Below are 21810 nucleotides of genomic sequence, written 5' to 3'. Positions count from 1 at the left end.
TCCCGCCTCCACCGGTGGACGTGTGCCCGGTAGCCATGCAGGAGCTCTCCGGGCTCACGTCCGACGGCAAGCAGTTCTACGCCGTCAGCGACAGCGACAACGGGACGCTGCGCATCCAGGTCATGGGCCGCGACTGCGTCGTGAAGCGCACGATCACCGCGGCCGTCGACCCCTACGACGTCGAGGACCTGGCGATGGCGCCGGACGGCACCCTGTGGGCGTCCGACACCGGAGACAACGGCAAGACCCGCTCCACGGTCGCCCTGCACAAGGTCTCGCCGACAGGTGCCGTGGAGCGGTTCCGCCTCACGTACCCGGACGGCAAGCACGACGCCGAGGCGTTGCTCCTCGACAGGTCCGGCACGCCGTACATCATCACCAAGGAACCGCTCGGCTCCGCGCTCGTCTACCGCCCGGCAGCAGCACTGCGCACTGATATATCGGTGCCGTTGGAGCAGGTGGCGCGCGTGTCGCTGTCGACCACCGACACGCCGGGCGGCCCGCTGGAGGGCACCCTCGACTCGCGCCTGGTGACGGGTGCCGCGTCGACGGCCGACGGTTCCGTCATCGCCCTGCGCACCTACACCGACGCCTACCTCTACCCGGTCCCCGACGGAGACCTGGTGAAGGCGCTGTCCGGCGACCCGGTCCGCGTGCCGTTGCCGAACGAGCCGCAGGGCGAGGCCATCGCCTTCGACCCGGACGGCACCCTGCTCTCCGCCTCGGAAGGCGCCGGCACCCCGATCCGCGCGGTCGCGGGCGCTGCCGCTCTGGCGAAATCAGCCCCGACGCCGACGACGACGGCCCCGGCACCCGCCGCGGACCAGTCGCAGGCGTCGCCGGCGGAGACCGCGACGAGCTCGTCGTGGCAGAACTGGCCGCTCGCGCTGGGCCTTGGCGGCATCGTGCTCGTCGTCGCCCTCGTCGTCGGCCTGCGCCTGCGCCGCCGAGCGTGAGAACCGATATATCAGCTGCTCAGTCCCAGGCGACGGGCAGGCGCTCCAAGCCGCCGATCACCAAGCTCGCGCGGTGCGGCAGCTCCTCCTCCGCGACGGCGAGCCGCAGCTTCGGGAACCGCGTGAACAACGCGGGGAACGCGATCCTCAGCTCGACCCGCGCCAGGTGCTGCCCGATGCACTGGTGGATGCCGTGCCCGAACGCGACATGCCCCGCCGAGCCGCGAGCCAGGTCGAGGACGTCGGGATCGGCGTAGCGCGCCGGGTCGCGGTTCGCTGAGCCCAGCTCGACCGTGACGGTGTCGCCCTTGCGCACGAGCACGCCGTCGAGCTCGACGTCCTCCAACGCCGTGCGCACGGTCACCGGCGTCAGACTGATATATCGCAGCAGCTCCTCGACGGCGGCGTCGGGACCGGCGAGCATCGCGTCGACCCGTGCCCGGTCGCGCAGCAGCTCCAGCGTGCCGAGCGACAGCATGTTCGTCGTCGTGTCGAGTCCACCTCCGAGCAACGCCATGCCCATCGTGGCCATCTCGTCGTCGGAGAGCGGGTCGGCGGCTCCGCCGTCGGCCTCGGAGCTGACCAGGTCGCTGAGCACGTCGTCGGTCGGCGCGGCCCGCTTCGCCGCGACCATCTCCAGCATGAACCGCTGCAACCGCTCGAACGCCGCGAACATCGCCTCGGCCTCACCGGCCTCCGCGCCGCTGGCACCGGTCAGCAGCACCGCGTCCTGCTGGAACTCGGCGCGCCGCTCGTAGGGCACGCCCAGCAGCTCGCAGATCATCAGCCCCGGCACCGGTGACGCGACGTGCTCGACGAGGTCCGCCGGCGACCCCGCACCCGCGAGCTCGTCGAGCTGCGCCGCGGTGATTTCCTCCAGCCGCTGCGCGAGCAACCGCATCCGCCGCACGGTGAACTGCCCGGTCAGCCGGCCGCGGTAGCGGGTGTGCTCCGGCGGGTCGTGGTCGGTGAACGCACCGGGCGGCGACGGCGGCGCGTCACCGGGACTGCCCGGACCGAACGGGTTGTGCATCAGGTCCGGCCGGATGCTGAACCGGTGGTCCGCGAGCACGGCACGCACGCTCGCGTGGTCGTGCGCGCGCCAGCCGACGTGCCCGTCCGGGTACGTCATCGGACTGAGCGGCATTGCTCCCCCTTGCACCGAGTCCGTTTCTCTCCCCTTCAAGCTAAAAACGTTTGCGGACGTCGTCAAAAGACTCGTTGCAATGGCTTGAGGGGCAAGGCACGATGAGGTCGTGCCTGGTAAACGGCTGGATGAAGAGGAACGGCAGCTCATCGCCCAGTGGCTGTGGGACGGGCTGGGGTACTCCGAGATCGGCAGGCGGTTGCAAAGGCCGGCCTCGACGATCCAGCGCGAGGTGCTGCGCAACGGCGGCCACAACAACTACCTGCCGGGTGCCGCGCACCGGGCCGCGAGCGAACGGGCCATGCGCCGGATGCCGGCGGTGGACGACCTGGACGTCGACGACGAGGCCTACTCGTTCGACCGCAGCCCCGGCGAGGTGCAGGAGTTCCACCTGCGGCTGGTCGCGGTGTTCCGGCAGACCGGGCTGACGCGCACGGCGGCGCGGATCCTCGCCGAGGTCTTCATGTGCGACAGGGGCAGCCTGACCGCGACGGAGCTGGTGCTGCGGCTGTCGGTCAGCCCGGGCACGATCTCACGCTCCACCGCTCACCTGCAGGAGCTCGAACTGCTGCGCGCCGAGCGCGACGGCAAACGCATGCGCTACTACCTCGACGACGACATCTGGTACCGGGCGTGGCTGTCGAGCGCCCAGCGCAACTCCACCTGGGCGCGCACCGCACTGGACGGTGCCGAGATCTTCGGTCTCGGCACGCCAGTGGGTGCACGCCTCAAGGACATGGGGCAGTTCTTCAGCTTCGTCGTCGTGGACATGGAGGCCACGCGGCAGAAATGGCTCGACTTCTTCGAGAAGAAGAAGCGCGCCCGCGGAGACAGCCCGAGCAGCTAGGGAAGCCGCCGCAGCACGGTGACGACCTTGCCGAGGATGGTGGCCTCGTCGCCGTTGATCGGCTGGTAGGCCGGGTTGTGCGGCATCAACCACACGTGGCCGTCCTTGCGCTTGAACGTCTTCACCGTGGCCTCGCCGTCGATCATGGCGGCCACGATCTCGCCCTGGTCGGCCGTCGGCTGCTTGCGGATCACGACCCAGTCGCCGTCGGTGATCGCGGCGTCGATCATCGAGTCGCCGACGACGCGCAGCAGGAACAGCTCGCCCTCACCGACGATCTCGCGCGGCAGCGGGAACACGTCCTCGATCGACTCCTCGGCCAGGATCGGGCCACCTGCCGCGATCCGGCCGACCATCGGCACGTACGCGGGCGTCGGCTTGGACATCGGGTCGAGACCGGCGTCGATCTCGGTGGGCAGCATCCCCACCGCGCGCGGGCGGTTCGGGTCGCGGCGCAGGAAGCCCTTCCGCTCCAGCGCGCGCAGCTGGTAGGCCACCGACGAGGTCGAGGTCAGGCCGACGGCCTCACCGATCTCCCGCACGCTCGGCGGGTAGCCGAAGCGGTCGACCCAGTCGCGGATCACGTCGAGTACCTTGCGCTGCCGCAGGGTCAGACCGGCGTTGCCCGCGATCTCACTCACCGCCGGCTCGACAAGAGCGGGGTCTGGGTCGATCGTCTTGCCTGCCACGGTCGCTGTCCTCCTCGCCGCCCCCAGTTCGAATGGGATTCCGGCCTCCGTCGATCTTCCTGCCCGACGGTAGTCGTGTTTGCTGCGCAGATCAAACACCTGTTCGAGGTATTTGACGGCGTGTTGTGGCGTCCCGAGAGGCGGTCTGGTAGAAATTCGCACGGACGTTCGATAGAACGCATGTTCGATCAAGGTGCTTGACCTGCGATGGAGGGCGTCATGGCGGTTCTGGTCGAGAAGCGGTTGCGCGTTGTCGAAGACGCGGACGTCGCAGCGGGCCGCCCACTCCGTTCGGGTCCCCGTGTCATGCCCAGGCGCCCCGCCACCAAGCCGCACCCGGTCGTCGTCCCGGCCGCGCGCGAGTCGAGCTCGTGCGACGTCCGGTCGAAGCGCGAGTCCACCCTGGAGCTCATCGCCGTCGGCGTGCTGAGCGCGCTGACCGTCGTCGCCCTTGGGGTGCTCTACCTCCAGCAGATGGGTGTCACGCCGTAAGGCGCCCCCACATCTTGTGTCCGACACGCCCGCAGTGACGCCAACGCAGCGTCATGTGCGGGCGTCTTTGCGTAATCGCCGCTGATCATTCGCGGTTCCGCCAACCGGGTGATGGCCGACGCGTCGTGTCGACTTGCATCCCCGCAGGCGTCGATCTAGGTTCTACCCCTACATCTAGTGGTTGCACCGTTGTAAGTAGTCCACAGGTTGTGGGTAACCCGACCAGTGTGGTTACTGCGACGAATGCTGCGCGGGGGAAGGGGTGAGGTGGCGTGCGGTGTCCGTTCTGCCGCCATTCGGACTCGCGGGTGGTCGACTCCCGTGAGGTGGACGAGGGTCAGGTGATCCGTCGTCGCCGCTCCTGCAACAGCTGCAGCCGCAGGTTCACCACGGTCGAGGAAGCGGTTCTCGCCGTGGTCAAGCGCTCCGGGGTGACGGAGCCCTTCAGCCGCGACAAGGTGGTCGTCGGCGTGCGCAGGGCGTGCCAGGGCCGCCCGGTCGACGAGGACGCGTTCCAGGTGCTCGCACAGCGGGTGGAAGAGTCGATCCGGTCGACGGGATGTGCGGAAATCCCGAGCCACGAGGTGGGGCTGGCCATTCTGGGGCCCCTGCGCGAGCTCGACGAGGTCGCTTATCTGCGCTTCGCGAGCGTCTACAGGTCCTTCTCGTCCGTCGAGGACTTCGAGAAGGAAATCCTCGATCTTCGCACTGCCCGGGCCGAAGCGGCCCAGGAGCAGTGATTCGCGCGCATTGAGTGCGCGCGACAACACCATCTTTCTGAAGCACCAGCACGAGGGAGATCCACCGTGACCGAGACCGTCGGCGGCTCAGCCAAGAAGACAGCCGCACGGGCGGCTGCCAAGCCTGCTGCCGCGCTGAAGGTCCAGCGCGTCTACACCACCGAGGGCCGCCACCCCTATGACGAGGTCACGTGGGAGCGCCGCGACGTCGTCATGACGAACTGGCGCGACGGCTCGGTGAACTTCGAGCAGCGCGGTGTCGAGTTCCCCGAGTTCTGGTCGGTGAACGCCACGAACATCGTCACCAGCAAGTACTTCCGCGGTGCCGTCGGCAGCGAGAAGCGCGAGCAGTCGCTGCGCCAGCTCATCGACCGCGTGGTGAAGACCTACGTGGGCGCCGGCAAGGAGCACGGGTACTTCGCGGGCGAGCAGGACGCGGAGATCTTCGAGCACGAGCTGACGTACATGCTGCTGCACCAGGTGTTCAGCTTCAACTCGCCGGTGTGGTTCAACGTCGGCACGTCGTCGCCGCAGCAGGTCAGCGCCTGCTTCATCCTCGCGGTCGACGACACCATGGAGTCGATCCTGAACTGGTACCGCGAGGAGGGCCTGATCTTCAAGGGCGGCTCCGGTGCCGGCCTGAACCTCTCGCGCATCCGCTCCTCCAAGGAGCTGCTGTCCTCCGGTGGCACCGCGTCCGGCCCGGTGTCGTTCATGCGCGGCGCCGACGCGTCCGCGGGCACCATCAAGTCCGGTGGCGCCACCCGCCGTGCCGCGAAGATGGTCGTCCTCGACGTCGACCACCCCGACGTGGTCGAGTTCATCGAGACCAAGGCGCGCGAGGAGGACAAGATCCGCGCGCTGCGCGACGCCGGGTTCGACATGGACCTCGGTGGCGCGGACATCGTGTCGGTGCAGTACCAGAACGCGAACAACTCGATCCGCGTGTCGGACGAGTTCATGCACGCCTACGAGAGCGGCGGCGACTTCGGCCTGCGCGCCCGCCAGACCGGCGAGGTCATCGAGCGCATCGACGCCAAGGAGCTGTTCGGCAAGCTCGCCAAGGCCGCGTGGGAGTGCGCCGACCCCGGCATCCAGTACGACGACACGATCAACGACTGGCACACCTGCCCCGAGTCGGGCCGCATCACCGCGTCCAACCCGTGCTCGGAGTACATGCACCTGGACAACTCCAGCTGCAACCTCGCCTCGCTGAACCTGATGAAGTTCCTCGGCGCCGACGGCAAGTTCGACGCCGTCACGTTCGCCAAGGCCGTCGAGCTGATCATCACCGCGATGGACATCTCGATCTGCTTCGCGGACTTCCCGACCGAGCCGATCGCGGACACCACCCGCAGGTTCCGCCAGCTCGGCATCGGCTACGCCAACCTCGGCGCGCTGCTGATGGCCACCGGCCACGCGTACGACTCCGAGGGCGGCCGCGCGCTCGCCGCGACCATCACCTCGCTGATGACCGGTGTGTCCTACCGCCGTTCCGCGGAGCTCGCGGGCATCGTCGGCGCGTACGACGGCTACAAGCGCAACGCCACCGCGCACCAGCGCGTCATGCGCAAGCACGCCGCGGCGAACGACCTGATCCGCACCTACCACGCGAACGACTCGGCGGTGCACAAGGTCGCGACCGAGGCGTGGCAGCAGGCCCTGGAGGTCGGCGCGAAGAACGGCTGGCGCAACGCCCAGGCGTCCGTGCTGGCCCCCACCGGCACCATCGGCCTGATGATGGACTGCGACACCACCGGCATCGAGCCCGACCTGGCGCTGGTCAAGTTCAAGAAGCTCGTCGGCGGCGGCTCGATGCAGATCGTCAACCAGACGGTCCCGCGCGCGCTGAAGGCACTGGGCTACCAGGACGAGCAGATCGAGGCGATCGTCGAGTTCATCGGCGAGCACGGCCACGTCGTGGACGCGCCGGGCCTGCGCCGCGAGCACTACGAGGTCTTCGACTGCGCCATGGGCGAGCGTTCCATCGCGCCCATGGGCCACGTGCGGATGATGGCGGCCACGCAGCCGTTCCTGTCCGGCGCGATCTCCAAGACGGTCAACATGCCGGAGACGGCGACCGTCGAGGACGTCGAGGGGATCTACTACCAGGGCTGGAAGCTCGGCCTGAAGGCGCTCGCGATCTACCGCGACAACTGCAAGGTCGGCCAGCCGCTGTCGGCGGGCAAGGGCGCGAAGGCGACCGAGGAGAAGAAGGCCGCGACGGAGACGGTCGTCGAGTACCGCCCGGTCCGCAAGCGCCTGCCGAAGAAGCGCCCGTCGCAGACCGTGTCGTTCACCGTCGGTGGCGCCGAGGGCTACCTGACCGCCGGCTCCTACCCGGACAACGGTCTCGGCGAGGTGTTCGTCAAGCTCGGCAAGCAGGGCTCCACGCTGGCCGGTGTGATGGACGCGTTCTCGATGTCGATCTCGGTGGGCCTGCAGTACGGCATCCCGCTGGAGTTCTACGTCTCGAAGTTCCAGAACCTGCGCTTCGAGCCGGCGGGCATGACCGACGACCCGGACGTGCGCATCGCGACCTCGGTGCTGGACTACCTGTTCCGCCGCCTGGCGCTCGACTACCTGCCGTACGACAAGCGCGCGCAGCTCGGCATCTTCACCGCCGACGAGCGTTCGGCGCAGGTCGCCGGCGAGTACGGCGCCCCGGTGACGTCCGATGTGGACCTCGAGGGCCTGCGTGGTTCCGTCGAGGCGGCGCCGACCCAGGTCGACGCGCCCGCGGAGGCGCCGAAGCAGGTCGGCAGCTCGACCGAGCTGCTGGAGCTGCACCTGGGCAAGGCGGCGGACGCGCCGTTGTGCATGACCTGTGGCACGAAGATGCGTCCGGCCGGCTCGTGCTACCTGTGCGAGGGCTGCGGCAGCACCTCCGGCTGCAGCTGATGCGGTGAGCGGACCGTCACGGCAGCTCGATGCCGTGGCGGTCCGCCAGCTTCCTCTCGATCTCCGCGATCACGCACGCGATCGTCGACGGGTTGAGCCTTCCCTCCCCGAACTGCACGACGGTCTTCGCGAACTCGTCAGCCGCCAGCTCGCGGCACTCCGCGTTCAACGTCCCGTGGTCGACCGCGGCTTCTTTGAAGCACTCCAACGGTTTGCGGCCGAAGATGACCTCGAACTCCGCCCACCCGCGGATGGTCCAGTAAGTGTCGTGCGAGGACACTGACGTCGCACGCAGCCATCGCCACAGGTAGCGCGGATCGGTGTGCGTCGGGGCCTCGCGGTGGCAGCGGCCGCACAGCAGCACGAGGTTCGACACCACATCGGTGCCACCCAGCGACGTCGGCACGATGTGGCACTGTTCCAGCGAGGCCCGGTATCCGCAGCGCCAGCAGCGTTCGCAGGCTTCGCTCCAGTCGACGGCGACCCGCTCCAGCGGCGCCCAGTGCCCGACGATCTGCTCGGCGTCCATCTGCCCTCCCCGGTTGTTGACCATCCTGTCGTCGGTGGAGCCATTTGCGTTTCGCATGTGGGCCGTCTGATAGAACAACGGCAAAGGGGCGGCCATCTCCCGGCCGTCCCTTTCCGTGTTGTCGCAGGGGGATGGATGCGTTCGTTCGACGACTTGCGCGATTACCTGTCCGAGCAGCTCAACGCCGCGATCAGGCGGCCGGGCATGCACGGCGGCGAGCCGGTGATCCTGACGTTGTTCGACGCCTTGGCGTTTGCCGACAGCCGCACGGACCGGTGGCAGGCCGAGCTGGAGGCACTGGTGACGCGCGGTGCGGCGAACGCGGCGATGGTGACCGGTGCCGTGCACGAGGTGCTCGGGTACCGCAGCGAGGACGTGATGGCGTCGGTGTACGCCGACCTCGCGCACCGGCAGGGCTGGCTGACGCTCGACACCGACAGCCGGATTCCCGGTGTGCTCGGGGAGGGCGACTGCGTGCTGACCGAGGTGGTAGAGGAGTTCGGGGCGCCACCGCTGTGGTTCGGCGGCACGAACCCGGCGTTCCCGAAAACGCTCGGCTACCCGGACCGGTCGGGTGCCCTGGTGTTCTTCCACTTCATGCCGGAGCTGCGGCTGATGGCGACGAGGCGGGGTGACGGCGACTTCCGCGACAGCTTCCTGTTCACCCCCGCCGGGCGGTCCCGGTGAACCGCTTCACGCCCAGGGCGGCGCGCTAGTCCTTGTGCCGCTGGTAGTACCGCGCCACCCGCACCCGGTTCCCGCACGTCGCGGGGTCGCACCACCGGCGTCGCGGGTGCGCGGGCACGAACAGCAGCCGGCAGCCCGGCCCCTCGCACGTCTTCACCTTCCGCACGACCGGTGACGCCAGCAGCTCCGCCGCCGCACCCGCGAGCAGGCCGAGCGCCCGCGCGACCTCGTTCCCGGCGCGTTCGCGGGACACCACGACGCCGTCGGACCACGACAGCACCTCGAACGCCGGAGCGCCGCGCAACGCCGCGTTCAACGGCGCCAGGTCCGGTTCGGTGCCGTCACGGGCGGCGAGCACCGCCGCCTCCACCTGCCCCCGCAGCTCCACCACGGCCTCCGACCAGGGCAGACCCTGCTCGGCCAGCCACTGCGGCAGCCGGATCACCGTCTTCTACCGGGAGGCGGGCGATCCCGCGGCGCCCAAACTCCTGCTGCTGCACGGCTTCCCGTCCGCGTCGCACCAGTACGCGCGGCTCATCGAGGAGCTGAAGGACGACTTCCACGTCGTGGCGCCCGACCACCCCGGCTCCGGCCACACCGTGGTGCCGGGGGAGCGGCACCACACGTTCGACCTCCTCGCCGACACCGTCGAGAAGTTCCTGCAGGAGCTGAACTTCACCGGTTTCACCATGTACGTCTTCGACTTCGGCGCACCGGTCGGCTTCCGCGTCGCGACCCGCCACCCGGAGTGGGTGAAGGGGCTCGTCGTCCAGAACGGCAACGCCTACGAGGACGGCCTCTCCGACCTCGCCAAGGGCTTCATCGGCAACAGCGACCCGCAGGCCGCGCGCGCCCTGCTCGCGCCGGAGCACACGAGGTTCGGCTACCTGGAGGGTGCCCGCGACCCCGAGTCGATCTCGCCGGACACCTGGACGCTGGACCAGCACCACCTCGACCTGCGCCCGCAGCCCTAGGTGGACCTGCTCCTCGACTACCACACCAACGTCGCCCGGTACCCGCAGTGGCAGGCGTACTTCCGCGAGCACCAGCCGCCCACGCTGATCGTGTGGGGCCAGGGCGACCCGTTCTTCCTCGAACCCGGCGCCAGGGCCTACCTGCGCGACCTGCCCGACGCGCAGCTGCGCCTGTTCGACACCGGCCACTTCGCGCTGGAGGAGGAGCTGACCGAGATCGCCGCGCTGATCAGGGAGTTCGCCGCGAAGAGGTGATTTATTCATCAGATGTTGAGTTTCTTGCCGTGTGCTCGTAGCGTCATCCCCTGGGCAGACCGCGGAGGGGTTGCGATGGCGTTCGTCAGGGACTTCGAGGAGATCGACGGCACGATGGCGGCCGTCGTGGGCGGCAAGGCGGCGAACCTCGGCGAGCTCACCCGAGCGGGCCTGCCGGTGCCGCAGGGCTTTTGCGTCACCACGGACGCGTACCGCGCGGTCGCGGGAGCCGGCGCGCCGGCGGGCACCACACCGGGGAACGCGCGCCGCACCGTGCTGGAAACCCCGGTGCCGCAGGAGATCAGGGACGCGGTCGTCGCCGCGTACCGGGGCCTCGGCGACGACGTCCCGGTCGCGGTGCGTTCCAGTGCCACGGCCGAGGACCTGCCGTTCGCGAGCTTCGCGGGCCAGCAGGACACGTTCCTCAACGTCGTCGGTGAGGACGCCGTGGTCGACGCGGTGCGCCGGTGCTGGGCCTCGCTGTGGACCGGCCGCGCCGTCAGCTACCGCGAGACGAACGGCATCGACCACCGCACGACCTACCTCGCCGTCGTGGTGCAGCGGATGGTGCAGTCCGCGGTGTCCGGCGTGCTGTTCACCGCGAACCCGGTCACCGGCACGCGCGACCAGGTCGTCATCGACGCGAGCCCCGGCCTGGGCGAGGCGGTCGTGTCCGGGGCGGTGAACCCGGACCACTTCGTCGTCGACGGCACCGAGATCGTGCAGAGGCGCCCGGGGGACAAGCGGTTCCTCATCAGGTCGCTGCCCGGCGGCGGCACCGAGCACGTCGAGGTCGACGCCGCCGACGGGCCGTGCCTGACCGACGACCAGGTCCACGCGCTCGCCGAGCTGGGCCGCAGGACGCAGGCGCACTACGGCAGCCCGCAGGACGTCGAGTGGGCGATCGACGCCGCCGGCGCGCTCCACCTCACCCAGGCGCGGCCGATCACGACGCTGTTCCCGTTGCCGGAGAACAACAAAGCCGGTCACGCCTACTTCTGCTTCAGCCTCGCCCAGGGGCTGGAACGGCCGATCACGCCGATGGGCCGCGCGGTGTTCCGGGAGATCGCCGGGTCGGCGTTCGAGATCGTCATCGGCGACCCGGCCAGTCAGTCCTATGTGGAGGTCGGTGAGCGCATCTTCTTCGATGTCACCAAGGTGCTGCGCAGCCGGGTGGGCCGCGAGTTCGTCACCCGGCTGCTCGGGGTCATGGAGGCGCGGTCGGCGGAGGTGCTGCGCGGGCTGTTCGACGACCCGCGGTTCGCCGTCACGAGCTCCTCGCCGATGCCGGCGCTCCGGCGCGTCCTCCGGCTCGCACGCCGCTTCCACGCGCCGCAGACCGTGCTGAGGGCGCTCGCCGACCCGGAGAAGGCCGCACGCGGCGCTCGTGCACTGGAACGCGAGGTCCTGGAGAAAGCCGCCGGTCTGACGGTCGAGCAGGCGTTGCGGCAGTGCGTCGTCCCGGTGCTGCCGCGGCTCGCACCGACCGCTCTCGCCGGGTTCGCGCTGCTCGGGCTCGTCGGCAAGGTCGTCGACGTCAGGCCGGGGGAGCTGCAGGCGGTGCTGCGCGGCCTGCCGAACAACGTCACCACCGAGATGGACCTGGCGATGTGGGACCTCGCGCGGGAGATCCGCCGAGACCCGGCCGCCCTGCGGCAGTTCCGCAACGGTGAACGCCCGGCGGCGCTGGACGCGTTCCTGGCGAAGTGGGGGCACCGGGCGGTCGCCGAGATCGACCTGGGACTGCCGCGCTGGTCGGACGACCCGGCGCACGTCATCGGCGTGGTGCGCAACCTCCTGCTGCTGGAGGACGCAGACGCCGCTCCCGACGCGGTGTTCGCCCGCGGTGCCGCCGAGGCCGAGGCGATGATCGAGACGCTGGCGCGGCGCTCGTGGGGCCGCGGCTGGTTCGTGCGCTTCGCGTTGCGCCGCACGAGGGTGCTCGCCGGTCTGCGGGAGCACCCGAAGTACCTGGTGATCACCCTGTTCGGCGTGCTGCGCGAGCGGATCGCCCGGGCCGGGGCGGACTTGGTGGCGCAGGGCCGGCTCCGGGCCGCCGACGACGTGTTCTTCCTGAACTTCGAGGAACTGCGTTCCACGCAGGGTGATCTGCGCGAGGTCGTGGCCCGCCGGCGTGAGGTGTACGACCGTGAGATGCGGCGCCGGCACATCCCGCGCGTGCTGCTCTCCGACGGCACCGACGCCGAAGCCGTGCACCACGGCACCGCGGTGGAAGGTGACCTCGTCGGCACACCGGCGTCGGCGGGCACCGTCACCGGAGCCGCGCGCGTCGTGATGGACCCCGTCGGCGCACACCTCGAACCCGGCGAGATCCTCGTGGCGCCGTCGACGGACCCCGGCTGGACGCCCTTGTTCCTCACCGCGGGCGGGCTCGTGATGGAGATGGGCGGCGCGAACTCGCACGGCGCCGTCGTGGCCCGCGAGTACGGCATCCCCGCCGTGGTCGGTGTGCGCGAGGCCGTGACGCGGATCAGGACCGGTGACCGCATCACGGTCGACGGCAGCACCGGCGCGGTGACCACACCAGGCTGAGGGCGACGAACAACGCTGCTACCGGCCGTTGACACGTCGCCGCGGCGCCCGGACGCGTAATCTCGGGGTCGTGGCCGACTCCAAGGGTGAGCTGAGCAAGGCTCAGCAGGGCATCGCCGACTACCTGCTGCGCGCCGGTGTGGACGGGTTCGGCCCGTTCAAGAGCGCTCGCGAAGCCGCGACCGACGCCCTGGCGAAGAAGGGCGACGAGACCGCCGCGGTCCGGCACCTGGTCCGCACGCACGTGGCGCTGGCCGGTGCGCAGGGGTTCATCACGAACCTCGGCGGGCTGATCACGTTGCCGATCTCGCTGCCGTCCAACGTCGCGGCCGCGTACGTGATCCAGACGCACCTCATCGCGTCGATCGCGTCCTTGCGCGGCCACGACGTCGACAGCGAGGAAGTGCAGACGGCCATCCTGCTGTGCCTGCTCGGCAATGCCGGAACCGAACTGTTCAAAAAGGTCGGCATCAAGCAGTTCACGAAGAAGGCCGCCTCGGCGCTCATCACGAAATACGGTACAAAAAAGCTCGGTTCGGTCGTCGTGAAGGGCGTTCCGGTCCTGGGCGGCGTCATCGGCGGTGGCGTCGACGCCGCTTCCACCAGGGCGGTCGGCGCGTTCGCGAACCGCTATTTCACCCAGACGGACCGCGAGCACCCGTTGCCGAGCGTCATCGACGGTGAGGTGCTGTCCGTGGAGATCGAGGAAGCGGGCGGAACGGCCGAGTCGCGGTAACCGTCAGCTGAGCCGGTCGAGCGTCGAGGTGAACGCGTCCGGTGAGATCTGCACACCGCCGCTGAACGGGTTCTGCAACTGATGTATCGCGAACAGCAGCAGCACCAGCGTCGAGCTCAGCGTGACCGTGATGAGCAGCTGTGACACCAGGTTCGGGCCACCGAACAGGTACGGGAACAGCAGCGACAGGCCGGTGCCGATGAGCAGCGCGAGCCAGACGACGGGGTTGACGCCGCCGTCGGCCGCGTCGACGCGCTCCTGGCGGGCCTGGTAGACCTCCCACAGCTGGTTCGCGGCCTCGGTCTTGCGGTCCTCCTGCCAGCCGCCGTCCGGCGCGGTCGCCGCGATGGTGTCCCGCAGCTGGTTGAGGGTGTTCCAGCCCTTGCCGTCGACGTTCTCGCCCTCGCGCATCTTCGGCCACTCCTCGTCGACGACGGTCTGCACGTAGCTGCGGACCAGCTGGTCGACGCGGGACTTCGCCGGCTCGGGCAGCGAGCCGGTCGACCAGGTGACGGCGACCAGCGCGTTGGCCTCCTTCTGCACCTGCTCCTCGGCGGCGTTGGCCGCGTCGAACAGGGAGATGAGGATGAACGCGGTCAGCACCGCGTGCAGGCCGGCGACGATGCTGAACACCGAGCCGCCGACAGCGAGGTTCTTCTCGCCGACCTCCTCCGAGTTGAACCGGCGCGTGAAGACGACGATGACGGACGAGACCACGGCCGCGCCGAGAACCCAGAGCAGACCGGACACGTAAATACTCAATTCGGCCCCTTTCTGGTGTGGGATTAGACCACGGTCTACTGTGGCCGGTACAGCGCGGTCCGGTCACGAGCAATGGTCAGGTGGGAATGCGCGGCAACAGCAGAATTACCCGGTTGTCGTATCAAGCTGCTCCATTCCGGTGGAGCAGGAATGCGTTCGCCCTGGGTGGCGTCACCGCTCTTCTCGCGCTTTCCACCCCGCTCACCAGCGCTGTTGCCCAAGCCGCACCGGTGGCGTGCGACGCGTTCCAGGTCCGCGCGGTTCACCGTGGTGGGTGGTCGACGCTCACGCGGCTCGACGTGTCATCCGGTGGGGTGACCCCGGTAGCGCGAATCGACTACTCGGTGAATGCGTTGGGTTATTCCTCCGTGCTGGGCCGCTTGGTCGGTCTCACCTCGAAGGGCCACCACAGCTGGATGCATCCCACGCACGTCGTGCTCATCGACACCAAAGGCGTGGTCAACGATCTCGGGCCGGTCGTGGCGCCGTGGTTCCGCACCGACGACGTGTCCGCGGGCGCGGTCGTGGGGATGACGTTCTACGTGCGCGACAACGCCCGGTTGCACGCGATCGACATCGACCCGGCGAGCGCGTCCTACCTGCGGATCGTGCGGTCGGTGGCGCTGGACTGGCCGGCGCTCGCGCTGGACGACTTCACCCCCGGACCCGGCGGCGGGCTGACCGGGGTCTCGGCGGCGGGCCACGGACCGGGCGAGGTCGTGACGTTCGACCCGGTGTCGGGGCGGTCGGTGCGGCGGGCCGAGGTGGCGGGGCTGCCCGGCAAGTCGACCTACGGTGCCGTCGCGATCGACTCGGCGGGCACGATCTACGCGGTGAACAACGGCTACAAAGGTCGCAGCCGCGTCTACCGGATCGCGGACGGCGCCGCCGTGGAGCTGTCCACCGACCAGCCGTTCGGCCTGATCGACGGCGCCGGGTGCCTGCCCGCGCCGATGCCACCGCAGGTGGTACCGCCCACGCCGAAGCCGGACGTCCCACCGGCGCCCGCACCTGTTCCCGTTGTGCCGCCCCGGGTGTCGACGCCCGCCCCGGTTCCGGCCGCACCGGTCGCCCCCGCCGTCCCGCCCGCCGCGGTGGTGCCATCCGCACCTGCACCCTCGCCGCAGCCGGTCCCGGTACGCGCGGCGCGGCGGGAACCGCAGTCCCGTGCGGAGCTTCCCGCTCGACCCGAAGACCACGCCGATGACCAAGTCCCGCAAGTGGGCGATCGTCACGGTTGTCCTGGTGATGCTGGGGGCCGGAGCGGCCGCCGCACGCGCCCGCGGATAAATCGGTTGGCGGCGCCGGTCGGCGCCGCTACCGTTGCCGTCATGCTCATCATCTGAGAAGCCCCGCAGCGCTTCCGCCGCTGCCGCGTGTGCTCTTGGTGACCCTTCTCGCGGGTCCTTTTCCACGGCTGTCGTTTCCGCCGTGCCCTTGCACGCCCTCGTCACAGAGGAGGCTTTCGCATGCCTGCTGCCACCCCGCCCTCGAACCGAGCCGCTCGCCGCGCCCAGAAGCGCGGCCAGCAGCCGGCCGAGCAGAACACCCGGTTCGCGTTGCCCCAGCAACGGGTTCCGGTGGTCCCGCCGCGCCAGTTCGCCGCCCGTCGCCGCGGATCCGCGTAGCCGACGCCCGAACCGGTGCGGCCACGGCAGGGGGACGCGCGTTGCTCGTGTCCCCCTGCTCCCTTCGTGGGACGATCTCCCGTTCTGTCCGGATCCGCTCTAGCCTGAGGTGCTACCGGACCGACAGGATCGGAGGCGCCTGATGAGGATCGCTGACGTGTTGCGGACCAAGGGCTCTGCGGTTGCGACCATCGCCCCGGACGCACCGGTGTCCGATCTCCTCAGAACACTCGCGGAGCACAACGTCGGCGCCATCGTGGTCGTCGGCCCGTCCGGTGTCGTGGGCATCGTGTCGGAACGCGACGTCGTGCGCCGGCTGCACGAAACCGGTGCCGGGCTGCTGACCTCACCGGTGTCGTCGATCATGACCGCCGAGGTCTTCACGTGCACGCCTTCGGACACAGTGGACAGTCTGACCGTCGTGATGACCGAACGGCGGTTCCGCCACGTTCCCGTTGTGGCAGAAGGGGAACTGGTCGGCATCGTGTCCATCGGCGACGTCGTGAAGAGCCGCATCGGACAGTTGGAACAGAGCCAGGACCAGCTCCAGGCCTACATCGCCCAGGGCTGACCTCACCGGGCTCGCCCCTCACTAGGCTCAGCCGGGTGAAGCCTTCTCCCGGCAAGCCCGAACTGGTCGAGGTCGCGCCGTCCGTCCACGCCTACGTCCAGCCCGACGGGTCCTGGATGATCAACAACACCGGTGTCGTCGTCGGCTCCGACGGCACGCTGCTGCTTGTCGACACCACGTCCACCGAGGCCCGCAACCGCGCGTTGCTCGCCTCGGTGGCGACGGTGTCCGACGCTGCGCCCAACTACGTCGTGAACACCCACCACCACGGCGACCACACCTTCGGCAACTGGCTGGTCCCCTCGTCGACGGTGATCGTCGCCCACGACGCCTGCCGCGACGAGGTGCTCACCGCCGGCCTGCTCGCCGCGCAGGTGCTGACCGGCCCGGACTACGGCCACCTCGAAGTGCGCCCGCCGTCGCTCACCTACACCTCGTCCCTGACGCTGCACCTCGGCGACCGCGTCGTCGAGCTGCACCACCCCGGTCCCGCCCACACCCGCGGCGACACCGTCGTGTGGCTGCCCGACGAGCGCGTGCTGTTCACCGGTGACCTGGTGTTCGCGGGCGGCCAGCCGTTCCTCGCGGAGGGCAGCATCAGCGGTTACCTGTCGGCCCTGGAGTTCCTGCGCGCGTTCGACGCCGAGGTCCTCGTGCCCGGCCACGGCCCGCTGCTGCGCGGCGCCGACATCATCCGCGTCCTCGACGACCTCGTCGCCTACACGACGTACCTGTCCGAGCTCGCCGCCACCGGTCACGCCGCCGGCCGCGCCCCTCTGCAGGTCGTCCAGGGCGCGGGCCCGTCCCGCTTCTCGTCGTGGCAGGAGTCCGAACGACTCGTCGGCAACCTCCACCGCGCGTACCACGAGCTCGACGGCAAACCGCTCTCCGAACGCCTCGAACTGCTCCGCGTCTGGCAGGACATGACCATCCTCCACGGCGGCCCCATCACCTGCCACGCTTAGCTCGCGACCGATATATCACCTTCACCACCCTGCCCTCACCTGCTGCTTAGCAATGAGTCTTTGGACGACGACGTCCAAAGACTCATTGCAAAAGCGGTTTTCACGTTTGCGCGGTCTCAACGACCTGCTTGAGCACGCGAGGACGCTCTTCCAAGGCGCGTCGACCTTGTCGAGCCGCTCGGCGCTCTCCGTCCAGCCGGAGCTGCGCAACGTGACGCGCGGTACCGCCGGCGCCCTCAGGTGATTGCTCCGCTGCCGGCCCCCGGCTCCACGAGCACGCCGAGGATCGCTTCCAGCACCCAACCGCGTCACAAGAGGAGCTCGCGTCTCGTCCATATCTACATGGGCACTCTTCGCGCAGGTCTCGCGTTCCTCGCCGTCGTCCAAGCCGTCATCGGCGTCTGGCCCTTGGCAGCGCCGCAGAGCTTCTACGACAACTTCCCGCTGCCCACGAACCCATGGGTGTCCTACTTCCCGCCGTTCAACGAACACTTGCTGCGCGACTTCGGCTCACTGAACCTCGCGTTGTGCGTGATGCTGGTGTTCGCGGCGGTGACACTCGAACGCGCGCTGACCCAGGCCGTGCTGGTCGGCTACCTGGTGTTCGCGGTGCCGCACATGACCTTCCACCTGTTCCACCTGGGGCACATGCCGGTGGCTGACCGGATCGGCAACGTCGTCTCGCTGGCCGCCGCCGTCCTGGTCCCGCTGGTGCTGCTACCGCTGACCCGCCGGATCGAACGGAAGCAGGCCCCGGTGCTCACCCGGTGACACGAACCTCGACGTCATCAGCAGCGCAACGAGCTGCCCGGCCTATAAGTTCGAGTGATGCTGCACGACGTCGCTGACGCCACGCGCCAATACATTGGTTTGCTCGCCGACGACCAGCGCGACCGAGCTGTCCGCGCGATCACCGACGACGACCTCAGGCACCGCTGGGCCTACACTCCCGGCGACCGCTCCGGCCTCGTGTTCGGCGGGCTACGACGTGATCAGCGCAAAGCCGTTCACGGCATGCTCGCGACCGTGCTGAGCCCACACGCCTACGCACAAGTCGCGGCGGTGATGGCTCTGGAAGACGTGCTCGACCACCGCGAGGGCGGCCACCGCGACCGGCACAGCGGCGACTACTGGACGGTGCTCTTCGGCGCGCCCGGCGGCGACGAACCGTGGGGGTGGCGAGTCGAGGGGCACCACCTGTCCGTGAACGTCATCGTCGCCGACGGCCGCGTCTCGGCGACCCCGTTCTTCCTCGGCGCGAACCCGTCCCGCGTCACCTACCGAGGCCGCGTCGTCAGCCAGCCGCTGCGGCTGGAGGAGGAACTGGCCCGCGAGCTGCTCGACCGCATGGGCCCGACCGCTCGCGGCCTAGCCGTTGTCTCGGACACCGCCCCGCACGACATCCGCACCGGCAACGCCTCGCGCATCACGCCGTCCGACCCCGTCGGCGTGACACCCGCGCAGCTCGGCAAACAGGCGGGGGAGCTGCTCGTCGACATCGTCCGCCTCTACCTGGACCGGCTCGCGTTCGAGCTCGCCGACGACGAGTTCGCCGCGCTCGACCCCGACCGCCTGCACTTCTCGTGGGAAGGCTCGCTGCGCCGCGGCGAAGGCCACTACTACCGCGTCCAAGGTCCCGAGCTGCTCATCGAATACGACAACACGGCCAACGAGGCCAACCACATCCACACCGTGTGGCGCCGACACTCCGGTGACTTCGGCGCCGACCTCCTCGCCGCCCACTACGACACGTCACGGCACACTGTCGCCCGTGGAATGGCCCAGAACGGTTGACGACGCCATCGCGCTGCAAGAACACCTGCGCAACCAGGTGATCACCACCAGCGCCCCCGACCTGCACATCGACACCGTCGCCGGCCTCGACGTCGGCTACCGCGACACCGGCCTTTGCAACGACTCGGTTGTCGGCGTCTGCGTGGTGTTCGATGCAACGACGCTGGCCGTCCTCGACGAGGTCGTCGTCGAGGACACCACGGACTTCCCGTACATCCCCGGGCTCTTCGCGTTCCGCGAGATGCCGGTGCTGCTACGCGCCCTCGACCAGCTCACCGTCACCCCCGACCTGCTGGTCGCGGACGGCCAGGGCGTCGCCCACCCGCGCCGGTTCGGTCTCGCCTGCCACCTCGGCGTGCACACCGGCATCCCGAGCATCGGCGTGGCCAAGAACCCGATGGGCAGGTTCGACCCGCCCGGCGACAAGCGCGGCTCGACGAGCGACCTCGTCATGGACGGCGCCGACGGCGACGAGGTCGTCGGCCGCGCACTGCGCACGCAGGACGGTGTGAAGCCGGTGTTCGTGTCGGTCGGGCACAAGATCGACCTGGACCGCGCGTGCGCCGAGGTGCTCCGCCTGGCCCCGCGCTACCGGCTGCCTGAGACGACCCGCCGCGCCGACGCGCTCACTCGGCAGGCTGCTTCTGCGGCTGGAAGCTGAGCAGCACGAGCAGGATCGCACCGCAGACAAGCGCGATGTCCGCGACGTTGCCGACGAACCAGCCGTTGTAGTCGATGAAGTCGACGACGTGCCCGCGCGCGAAACCCGGCGGCCGGAACAACCGGTCGAGCAGGTGCGTCGTCGCGCCGCCCAGCATCAACGCCAGTGCGACCGCCCGCAGCCGGGTCTGCGGCTGCAGCCCGTACCGCGTCAGGAACACGACGGCCACGGCGGCGACGATGGTGAAGACCCACGTCGACCCCGCGCCGATCGAGAACGCGGCACCGGGGTTGTAGAGAAGCCTGAGCTGCAAGAACTCCCCGAGCACCGGGATGGGCGCGCGTCCGGTCAGCGCGTTCTCGGCCCAGAACTTCGTGGCCTGGTCCAGCAGCAGCACGAGCACGGCGATGCCCATCACGAGCGGCACGCGGCGAGAAGTGGTGGTGTCCATTTGCCGACGAGCGTAGTTAAGCCGCCGGCACCGTGCGGCAACGGCCACCGGTACATCAGTCGCCGCGTGCTCCGAACGCCCCGGACAGCAACGGGTGGGCGTCCACGATCCGCCGAGCAACGTTGACGGAATCAACCAGCGGATGCAGCGCCAGCGCCTTCACGGCATGCGCGCGCTCGCCGCTGATAGCCGCCTTGATCGTCGCGCGCTCGACGACCTTGAGCGCGGTGACGAGCCCGACGCCCTCGTCCGGCAGCTGGCTGACCGCCACAGGCCGCGCGCCGTTGGCGTCGACCAAGCTCGGAACCTCGACGATCGCATCGGCGTCCAGGCACGACAGCGTCGTCCTGTTCGGCACGTTGAGGATCAACGTCGTCCGCTTGTCCGCCGCGATGGCGTGCATCAACGCGAGCGCGACCTGCTCGTACCCGCCACCGTCGAGGTCGTTGCTGTCCCGCTCCTCGTCACGAGTCTCCGCCATGTACGTCTGCTCACGCTCCAGACGCGTCCGGTCCCAGCTCGCCAACGACGGCGCCGCATAGAACTGCTTCTGCTGCTCCAGCAGGAACGCCCCACGCGATGCACCGGACTCCACCGCCTCGCGGGTGAAGTAGTAGTAGTGCAGGTATTCGTTCGGAATCGCGCCCAGCGTCCGCAGCCACTCCGCCCCGAAGAGCTTGCCTTCCTCGAACGACTCCAGCTGCTCAGTGTCGGCCAGCAGATCCGGCAGCACGTCCCGCCCGCGCACGTGCACACCCCGCAGCCAGCCGAGGTGGTTGAGCCCGGCGTAGTCGAGCCACGCGTCGTCGAGGCTCGCGCCGACCGCGCGGGCGACCCGCCGGCCGAGCCCGACGGGGGAGTCGCAGATGCCGATGACCCGGTGACCGAGGTGAGCGGCCATCGCTTCGGTGACCATGCCGGCAGGGTTGGTGAAGTTGATGACCCACGCGTCCGGCGCGTGCACCGAGATACGACGTGCGATGTCGAGCGCGACCGGCACAGTGCGCAACCCGTACGCCACACCGCCGGCCCCGACCGTCTCCTGCCCGAGCACCCCGCGCCCGGCCGCGACGCTCTCGTCGGCCGCGCGTCCGTCGAGCCCGCCCACGCGGATCGCCGAGAACACGAAGTCCGCCCCACGCACCGCCTCGTCGAGATCCGTCGACGTCGTCACCACGGGAGCATCCAGCACATCGGCGGCGAGCTCGGCGAGAACGCCGCTGATCGCCACGAGCCTGGAGGCGTCGACGTCGTGCAGCACGACCTCGGTGACGCGGCCGGGGGACCGGTCGGCGAGCAAAGCGCGATATACGAGCGGCACGCGGAACCCACCGCCACCGAGAACAACCAGCTTCATGCCCACCACTCCGCACCGGCGACATTTCTCCCGCAGTACGCACCGTACAACCAACGCTGCACAGGCATCAGCAAGATCCTTGGTTCGCACACCGCAGCGGCGACAGTTCCCGCAG

At 69.5% G+C, this 21810-nt stretch carries 24 protein-coding genes; 17 read left to right on the top strand and 7 right to left on the bottom strand.

What is annotated here, in order from left to right; translation table 11 throughout:
• The first annotated feature begins 35 nt into the window (after window positions 1-35).
• The gene (locus ACVDFE_RS37115) at window positions 36-956 is read left to right on the top strand and encodes a hypothetical protein (RefSeq protein WP_458433725.1); all 921 of its coding nucleotides are present in this window, start codon (window positions 36-38) and stop codon (window positions 954-956) included.
• A gap of 19 nt (window positions 957-975) precedes the next feature.
• On the opposite strand, the gene ACVDFE_RS37110 is transcribed toward ACVDFE_RS37115, so the two are convergent.
• Entirely contained in the window at window positions 976-2103 is a 1128-nt protein-coding gene (locus ACVDFE_RS37110) for a cytochrome P450 (RefSeq protein WP_458433724.1), read from the bottom strand.
• A gap of 109 nt (window positions 2104-2212) precedes the next feature.
• On the opposite strand from ACVDFE_RS37110, the gene ACVDFE_RS37105 reads away from it, so the two are divergent.
• Window positions 2213-2950, top strand: coding sequence for a helix-turn-helix domain-containing protein (locus tag ACVDFE_RS37105; RefSeq protein WP_458433723.1), 738 nt, complete (start codon window positions 2213-2215; stop codon window positions 2948-2950).
• Here the strand turns inward: ACVDFE_RS37105 and lexA are convergent.
• Window positions 2947-3624 (bottom strand): transcriptional repressor LexA, encoded by a 678-nt coding sequence (gene lexA / locus ACVDFE_RS37100; RefSeq protein WP_360398604.1) that lies wholly within the window; start codon window positions 3622-3624, stop codon window positions 2947-2949. The genes ACVDFE_RS37105 and lexA overlap by 4 nt on opposite strands.
• Window positions 3625-3858: 234 nt before the next feature.
• Between lexA and ACVDFE_RS37095 the strand changes: the two genes are divergently transcribed.
• The 3 genes from ACVDFE_RS37095 (at window position 3859) to ACVDFE_RS37085 (ending at window position 7772) form a co-directional block, all read left to right on the top strand.
• Window positions 3859-4131: a hypothetical protein gene (locus tag ACVDFE_RS37095; protein ID WP_458433722.1), complete on the top strand. Its 273-nt coding sequence runs from the start codon at window positions 3859-3861 to the stop codon at window positions 4129-4131.
• A 272-nt stretch (window positions 4132-4403) separates the two neighbouring features.
• The gene (gene nrdR, locus ACVDFE_RS37090) at window positions 4404-4871 is read left to right on the top strand and encodes a transcriptional regulator NrdR (RefSeq protein ID WP_065913411.1); all 468 of its coding nucleotides are present in this window, start codon (window positions 4404-4406) and stop codon (window positions 4869-4871) included.
• A gap of 66 nt (window positions 4872-4937) precedes the next feature.
• Entirely contained in the window at window positions 4938-7772 is a 2835-nt protein-coding gene (locus tag ACVDFE_RS37085) for a vitamin B12-dependent ribonucleotide reductase (RefSeq protein ID WP_360398450.1), read from the top strand.
• A 16-nt stretch (window positions 7773-7788) separates the two neighbouring features.
• On the opposite strand, the gene ACVDFE_RS37080 is transcribed toward ACVDFE_RS37085, so the two are convergent.
• Window positions 7789-8301: an HNH endonuclease gene (locus ACVDFE_RS37080; RefSeq protein WP_360398448.1), complete on the bottom strand. Its 513-nt coding sequence runs from the start codon at window positions 8299-8301 to the stop codon at window positions 7789-7791.
• A gap of 153 nt (window positions 8302-8454) precedes the next feature.
• On the opposite strand from ACVDFE_RS37080, the gene ACVDFE_RS37075 reads away from it, so the two are divergent.
• Window positions 8455-8988, top strand: a complete 534-nt coding sequence (locus tag ACVDFE_RS37075) for a hypothetical protein (RefSeq protein WP_360398446.1) — start codon at window positions 8455-8457, stop codon at window positions 8986-8988.
• A gap of 25 nt (window positions 8989-9013) precedes the next feature.
• Here the strand turns inward: ACVDFE_RS37075 and ACVDFE_RS37070 are convergent, their stop codons facing one another.
• Window positions 9014-9376, bottom strand: coding sequence for a CGNR zinc finger domain-containing protein (locus tag ACVDFE_RS37070; protein WP_458433721.1), 363 nt, complete (start codon window positions 9374-9376; stop codon window positions 9014-9016).
• Here ACVDFE_RS37070 and ACVDFE_RS37065 point away from each other — a divergent pair.
• From ACVDFE_RS37065 to ACVDFE_RS37050, 4 genes are all read left to right on the top strand, one after another.
• Window positions 9324-9962, top strand: coding sequence for an alpha/beta fold hydrolase (locus tag ACVDFE_RS37065; RefSeq protein ID WP_458433720.1), 639 nt, complete (start codon window positions 9324-9326; stop codon window positions 9960-9962). The genes ACVDFE_RS37070 and ACVDFE_RS37065 overlap by 53 nt on opposite strands.
• A complete protein-coding gene (locus ACVDFE_RS37060) occupies window positions 9963-10217 on the top strand; it encodes an alpha/beta fold hydrolase (RefSeq protein WP_458433719.1) in 255 nt (84 codons plus the stop codon).
• Between the two features lie 75 nt (window positions 10218-10292).
• Window positions 10293-12770: a PEP/pyruvate-binding domain-containing protein gene (locus tag ACVDFE_RS37055; RefSeq protein ID WP_458433718.1), complete on the top strand. Its 2478-nt coding sequence runs from the start codon at window positions 10293-10295 to the stop codon at window positions 12768-12770.
• 70 nt (window positions 12771-12840) lie between these two features.
• Complete coding sequence (locus tag ACVDFE_RS37050) at window positions 12841-13506, top strand: EcsC family protein (RefSeq protein ID WP_458433717.1); 666 nt, start codon at window positions 12841-12843, stop codon at window positions 13504-13506.
• A 3-nt stretch (window positions 13507-13509) separates the two neighbouring features.
• Here ACVDFE_RS37050 and ACVDFE_RS37045 read toward each other — a convergent pair whose 3' ends face one another.
• Window positions 13510-14268, bottom strand: a complete 759-nt coding sequence (locus ACVDFE_RS37045; RefSeq protein ID WP_360398436.1) for a bestrophin-like domain — start codon at window positions 14266-14268, stop codon at window positions 13510-13512.
• A gap of 416 nt (window positions 14269-14684) precedes the next feature.
• Between ACVDFE_RS37045 and ACVDFE_RS37040 the strand changes: the two genes are divergently transcribed.
• From ACVDFE_RS37040 to ACVDFE_RS37010, 7 genes are all read left to right on the top strand, one after another.
• Window positions 14685-15614 carry a hypothetical protein gene (locus tag ACVDFE_RS37040; protein ID WP_458433716.1) on the top strand — a complete coding sequence of 310 codons (930 nt, stop codon included), beginning with the start codon at window positions 14685-14687 and terminating at the stop codon, window positions 15612-15614.
• A 123-nt stretch (window positions 15615-15737) separates the two neighbouring features.
• A complete protein-coding gene (locus tag ACVDFE_RS37035; RefSeq protein WP_360398432.1) occupies window positions 15738-15896 on the top strand; it encodes a hypothetical protein in 159 nt (52 codons plus the stop codon).
• A 142-nt stretch (window positions 15897-16038) separates the two neighbouring features.
• Window positions 16039-16467, top strand: coding sequence for a CBS domain-containing protein (locus ACVDFE_RS37030; protein WP_458433715.1), 429 nt, complete (start codon window positions 16039-16041; stop codon window positions 16465-16467).
• 35 nt (window positions 16468-16502) lie between these two features.
• Window positions 16503-17432, top strand: coding sequence for an MBL fold metallo-hydrolase (locus ACVDFE_RS37025; RefSeq protein ID WP_458433714.1), 930 nt, complete (start codon window positions 16503-16505; stop codon window positions 17430-17432).
• A 342-nt stretch (window positions 17433-17774) separates the two neighbouring features.
• Window positions 17775-18203, top strand: coding sequence for a hypothetical protein (locus tag ACVDFE_RS37020; RefSeq protein WP_458433713.1), 429 nt, complete (start codon window positions 17775-17777; stop codon window positions 18201-18203).
• A 57-nt stretch (window positions 18204-18260) separates the two neighbouring features.
• Window positions 18261-19226 (top strand): DUF3500 domain-containing protein, encoded by a 966-nt coding sequence (locus ACVDFE_RS37015; protein WP_458433712.1) that lies wholly within the window; start codon window positions 18261-18263, stop codon window positions 19224-19226.
• On the top strand, window positions 19204-19887 hold the full coding sequence (locus ACVDFE_RS37010) for an endonuclease V (RefSeq protein ID WP_458433711.1): 684 nt from the start codon (window positions 19204-19206) through the stop codon (window positions 19885-19887). The genes ACVDFE_RS37015 and ACVDFE_RS37010 overlap by 23 nt, the downstream gene beginning before the upstream one ends.
• Here ACVDFE_RS37010 and lspA read toward each other — a convergent pair.
• Together lspA and ACVDFE_RS37000 are read right to left on the bottom strand one after the other, a co-directional pair.
• Window positions 19853-20338 carry a signal peptidase II gene (gene lspA, locus ACVDFE_RS37005; RefSeq protein WP_458433710.1) on the bottom strand — a complete coding sequence of 162 codons (486 nt, stop codon included), beginning with the start codon at window positions 20336-20338 and terminating at the stop codon, window positions 19853-19855. The genes ACVDFE_RS37010 and lspA overlap by 35 nt on opposite strands.
• 55 nt (window positions 20339-20393) lie before the next feature.
• Window positions 20394-21695 carry a 6-phospho-beta-glucosidase gene (locus ACVDFE_RS37000; RefSeq protein ID WP_458433709.1) on the bottom strand — a complete coding sequence of 434 codons (1302 nt, stop codon included), beginning with the start codon at window positions 21693-21695 and terminating at the stop codon, window positions 20394-20396.
• Between the last annotated feature and the right edge of the window lie 115 nt (window positions 21696-21810).

This window comes from Lentzea chajnantorensis (genome assembly GCF_054300775.1).
The sequence above is the reverse complement of the archived record's forward strand: the minus strand, read 5'-3'. Positions and strand labels throughout refer to the sequence as shown.

Excerpts from the sequence above, each read along its gene's own strand:
- ACVDFE_RS37115 (WP_458433725.1), top strand. The coding sequence starts at position 36 with ATGCAGGAGCTCTCCGGGCTCACGTCCGACGGCAAGCAGTTCTACGCC.
- ACVDFE_RS37110 (WP_458433724.1), bottom strand. The coding sequence starts at position 2,103 with ATGCCGCTCAGTCCGATGACGTACCCGGACGGGCACGTCGGCTGGCGC.
- ACVDFE_RS37095 (WP_458433722.1), top strand. The coding sequence starts at position 3,859 with ATGGCGGTTCTGGTCGAGAAGCGGTTGCGCGTTGTCGAAGACGCGGAC.
- ACVDFE_RS37080 (WP_360398448.1), bottom strand. The coding sequence starts at position 8,301 with ATGGACGCCGAGCAGATCGTCGGGCACTGGGCGCCGCTGGAGCGGGTC.
- ACVDFE_RS37055 (WP_458433718.1), top strand. The coding sequence starts at position 10,293 with ATGGCGTTCGTCAGGGACTTCGAGGAGATCGACGGCACGATGGCGGCC.
- ACVDFE_RS37040 (WP_458433716.1), top strand. The coding sequence starts at position 14,685 with ATGCATCCCACGCACGTCGTGCTCATCGACACCAAAGGCGTGGTCAAC.
- ACVDFE_RS37035 (WP_360398432.1), top strand. The coding sequence starts at position 15,738 with ATGCCTGCTGCCACCCCGCCCTCGAACCGAGCCGCTCGCCGCGCCCAG.
- ACVDFE_RS37030 (WP_458433715.1), top strand. The coding sequence starts at position 16,039 with ATGAGGATCGCTGACGTGTTGCGGACCAAGGGCTCTGCGGTTGCGACC.
- ACVDFE_RS37020 (WP_458433713.1), top strand. The coding sequence starts at position 17,775 with ATGGGCACTCTTCGCGCAGGTCTCGCGTTCCTCGCCGTCGTCCAAGCC.
- ACVDFE_RS37015 (WP_458433712.1), top strand. The coding sequence starts at position 18,261 with ATGCTGCACGACGTCGCTGACGCCACGCGCCAATACATTGGTTTGCTC.
- lspA (WP_458433710.1), bottom strand. The coding sequence starts at position 20,338 with ATGGACACCACCACTTCTCGCCGCGTGCCGCTCGTGATGGGCATCGCC.
- ACVDFE_RS37000 (WP_458433709.1), bottom strand. The coding sequence starts at position 21,695 with ATGAAGCTGGTTGTTCTCGGTGGCGGTGGGTTCCGCGTGCCGCTCGTA.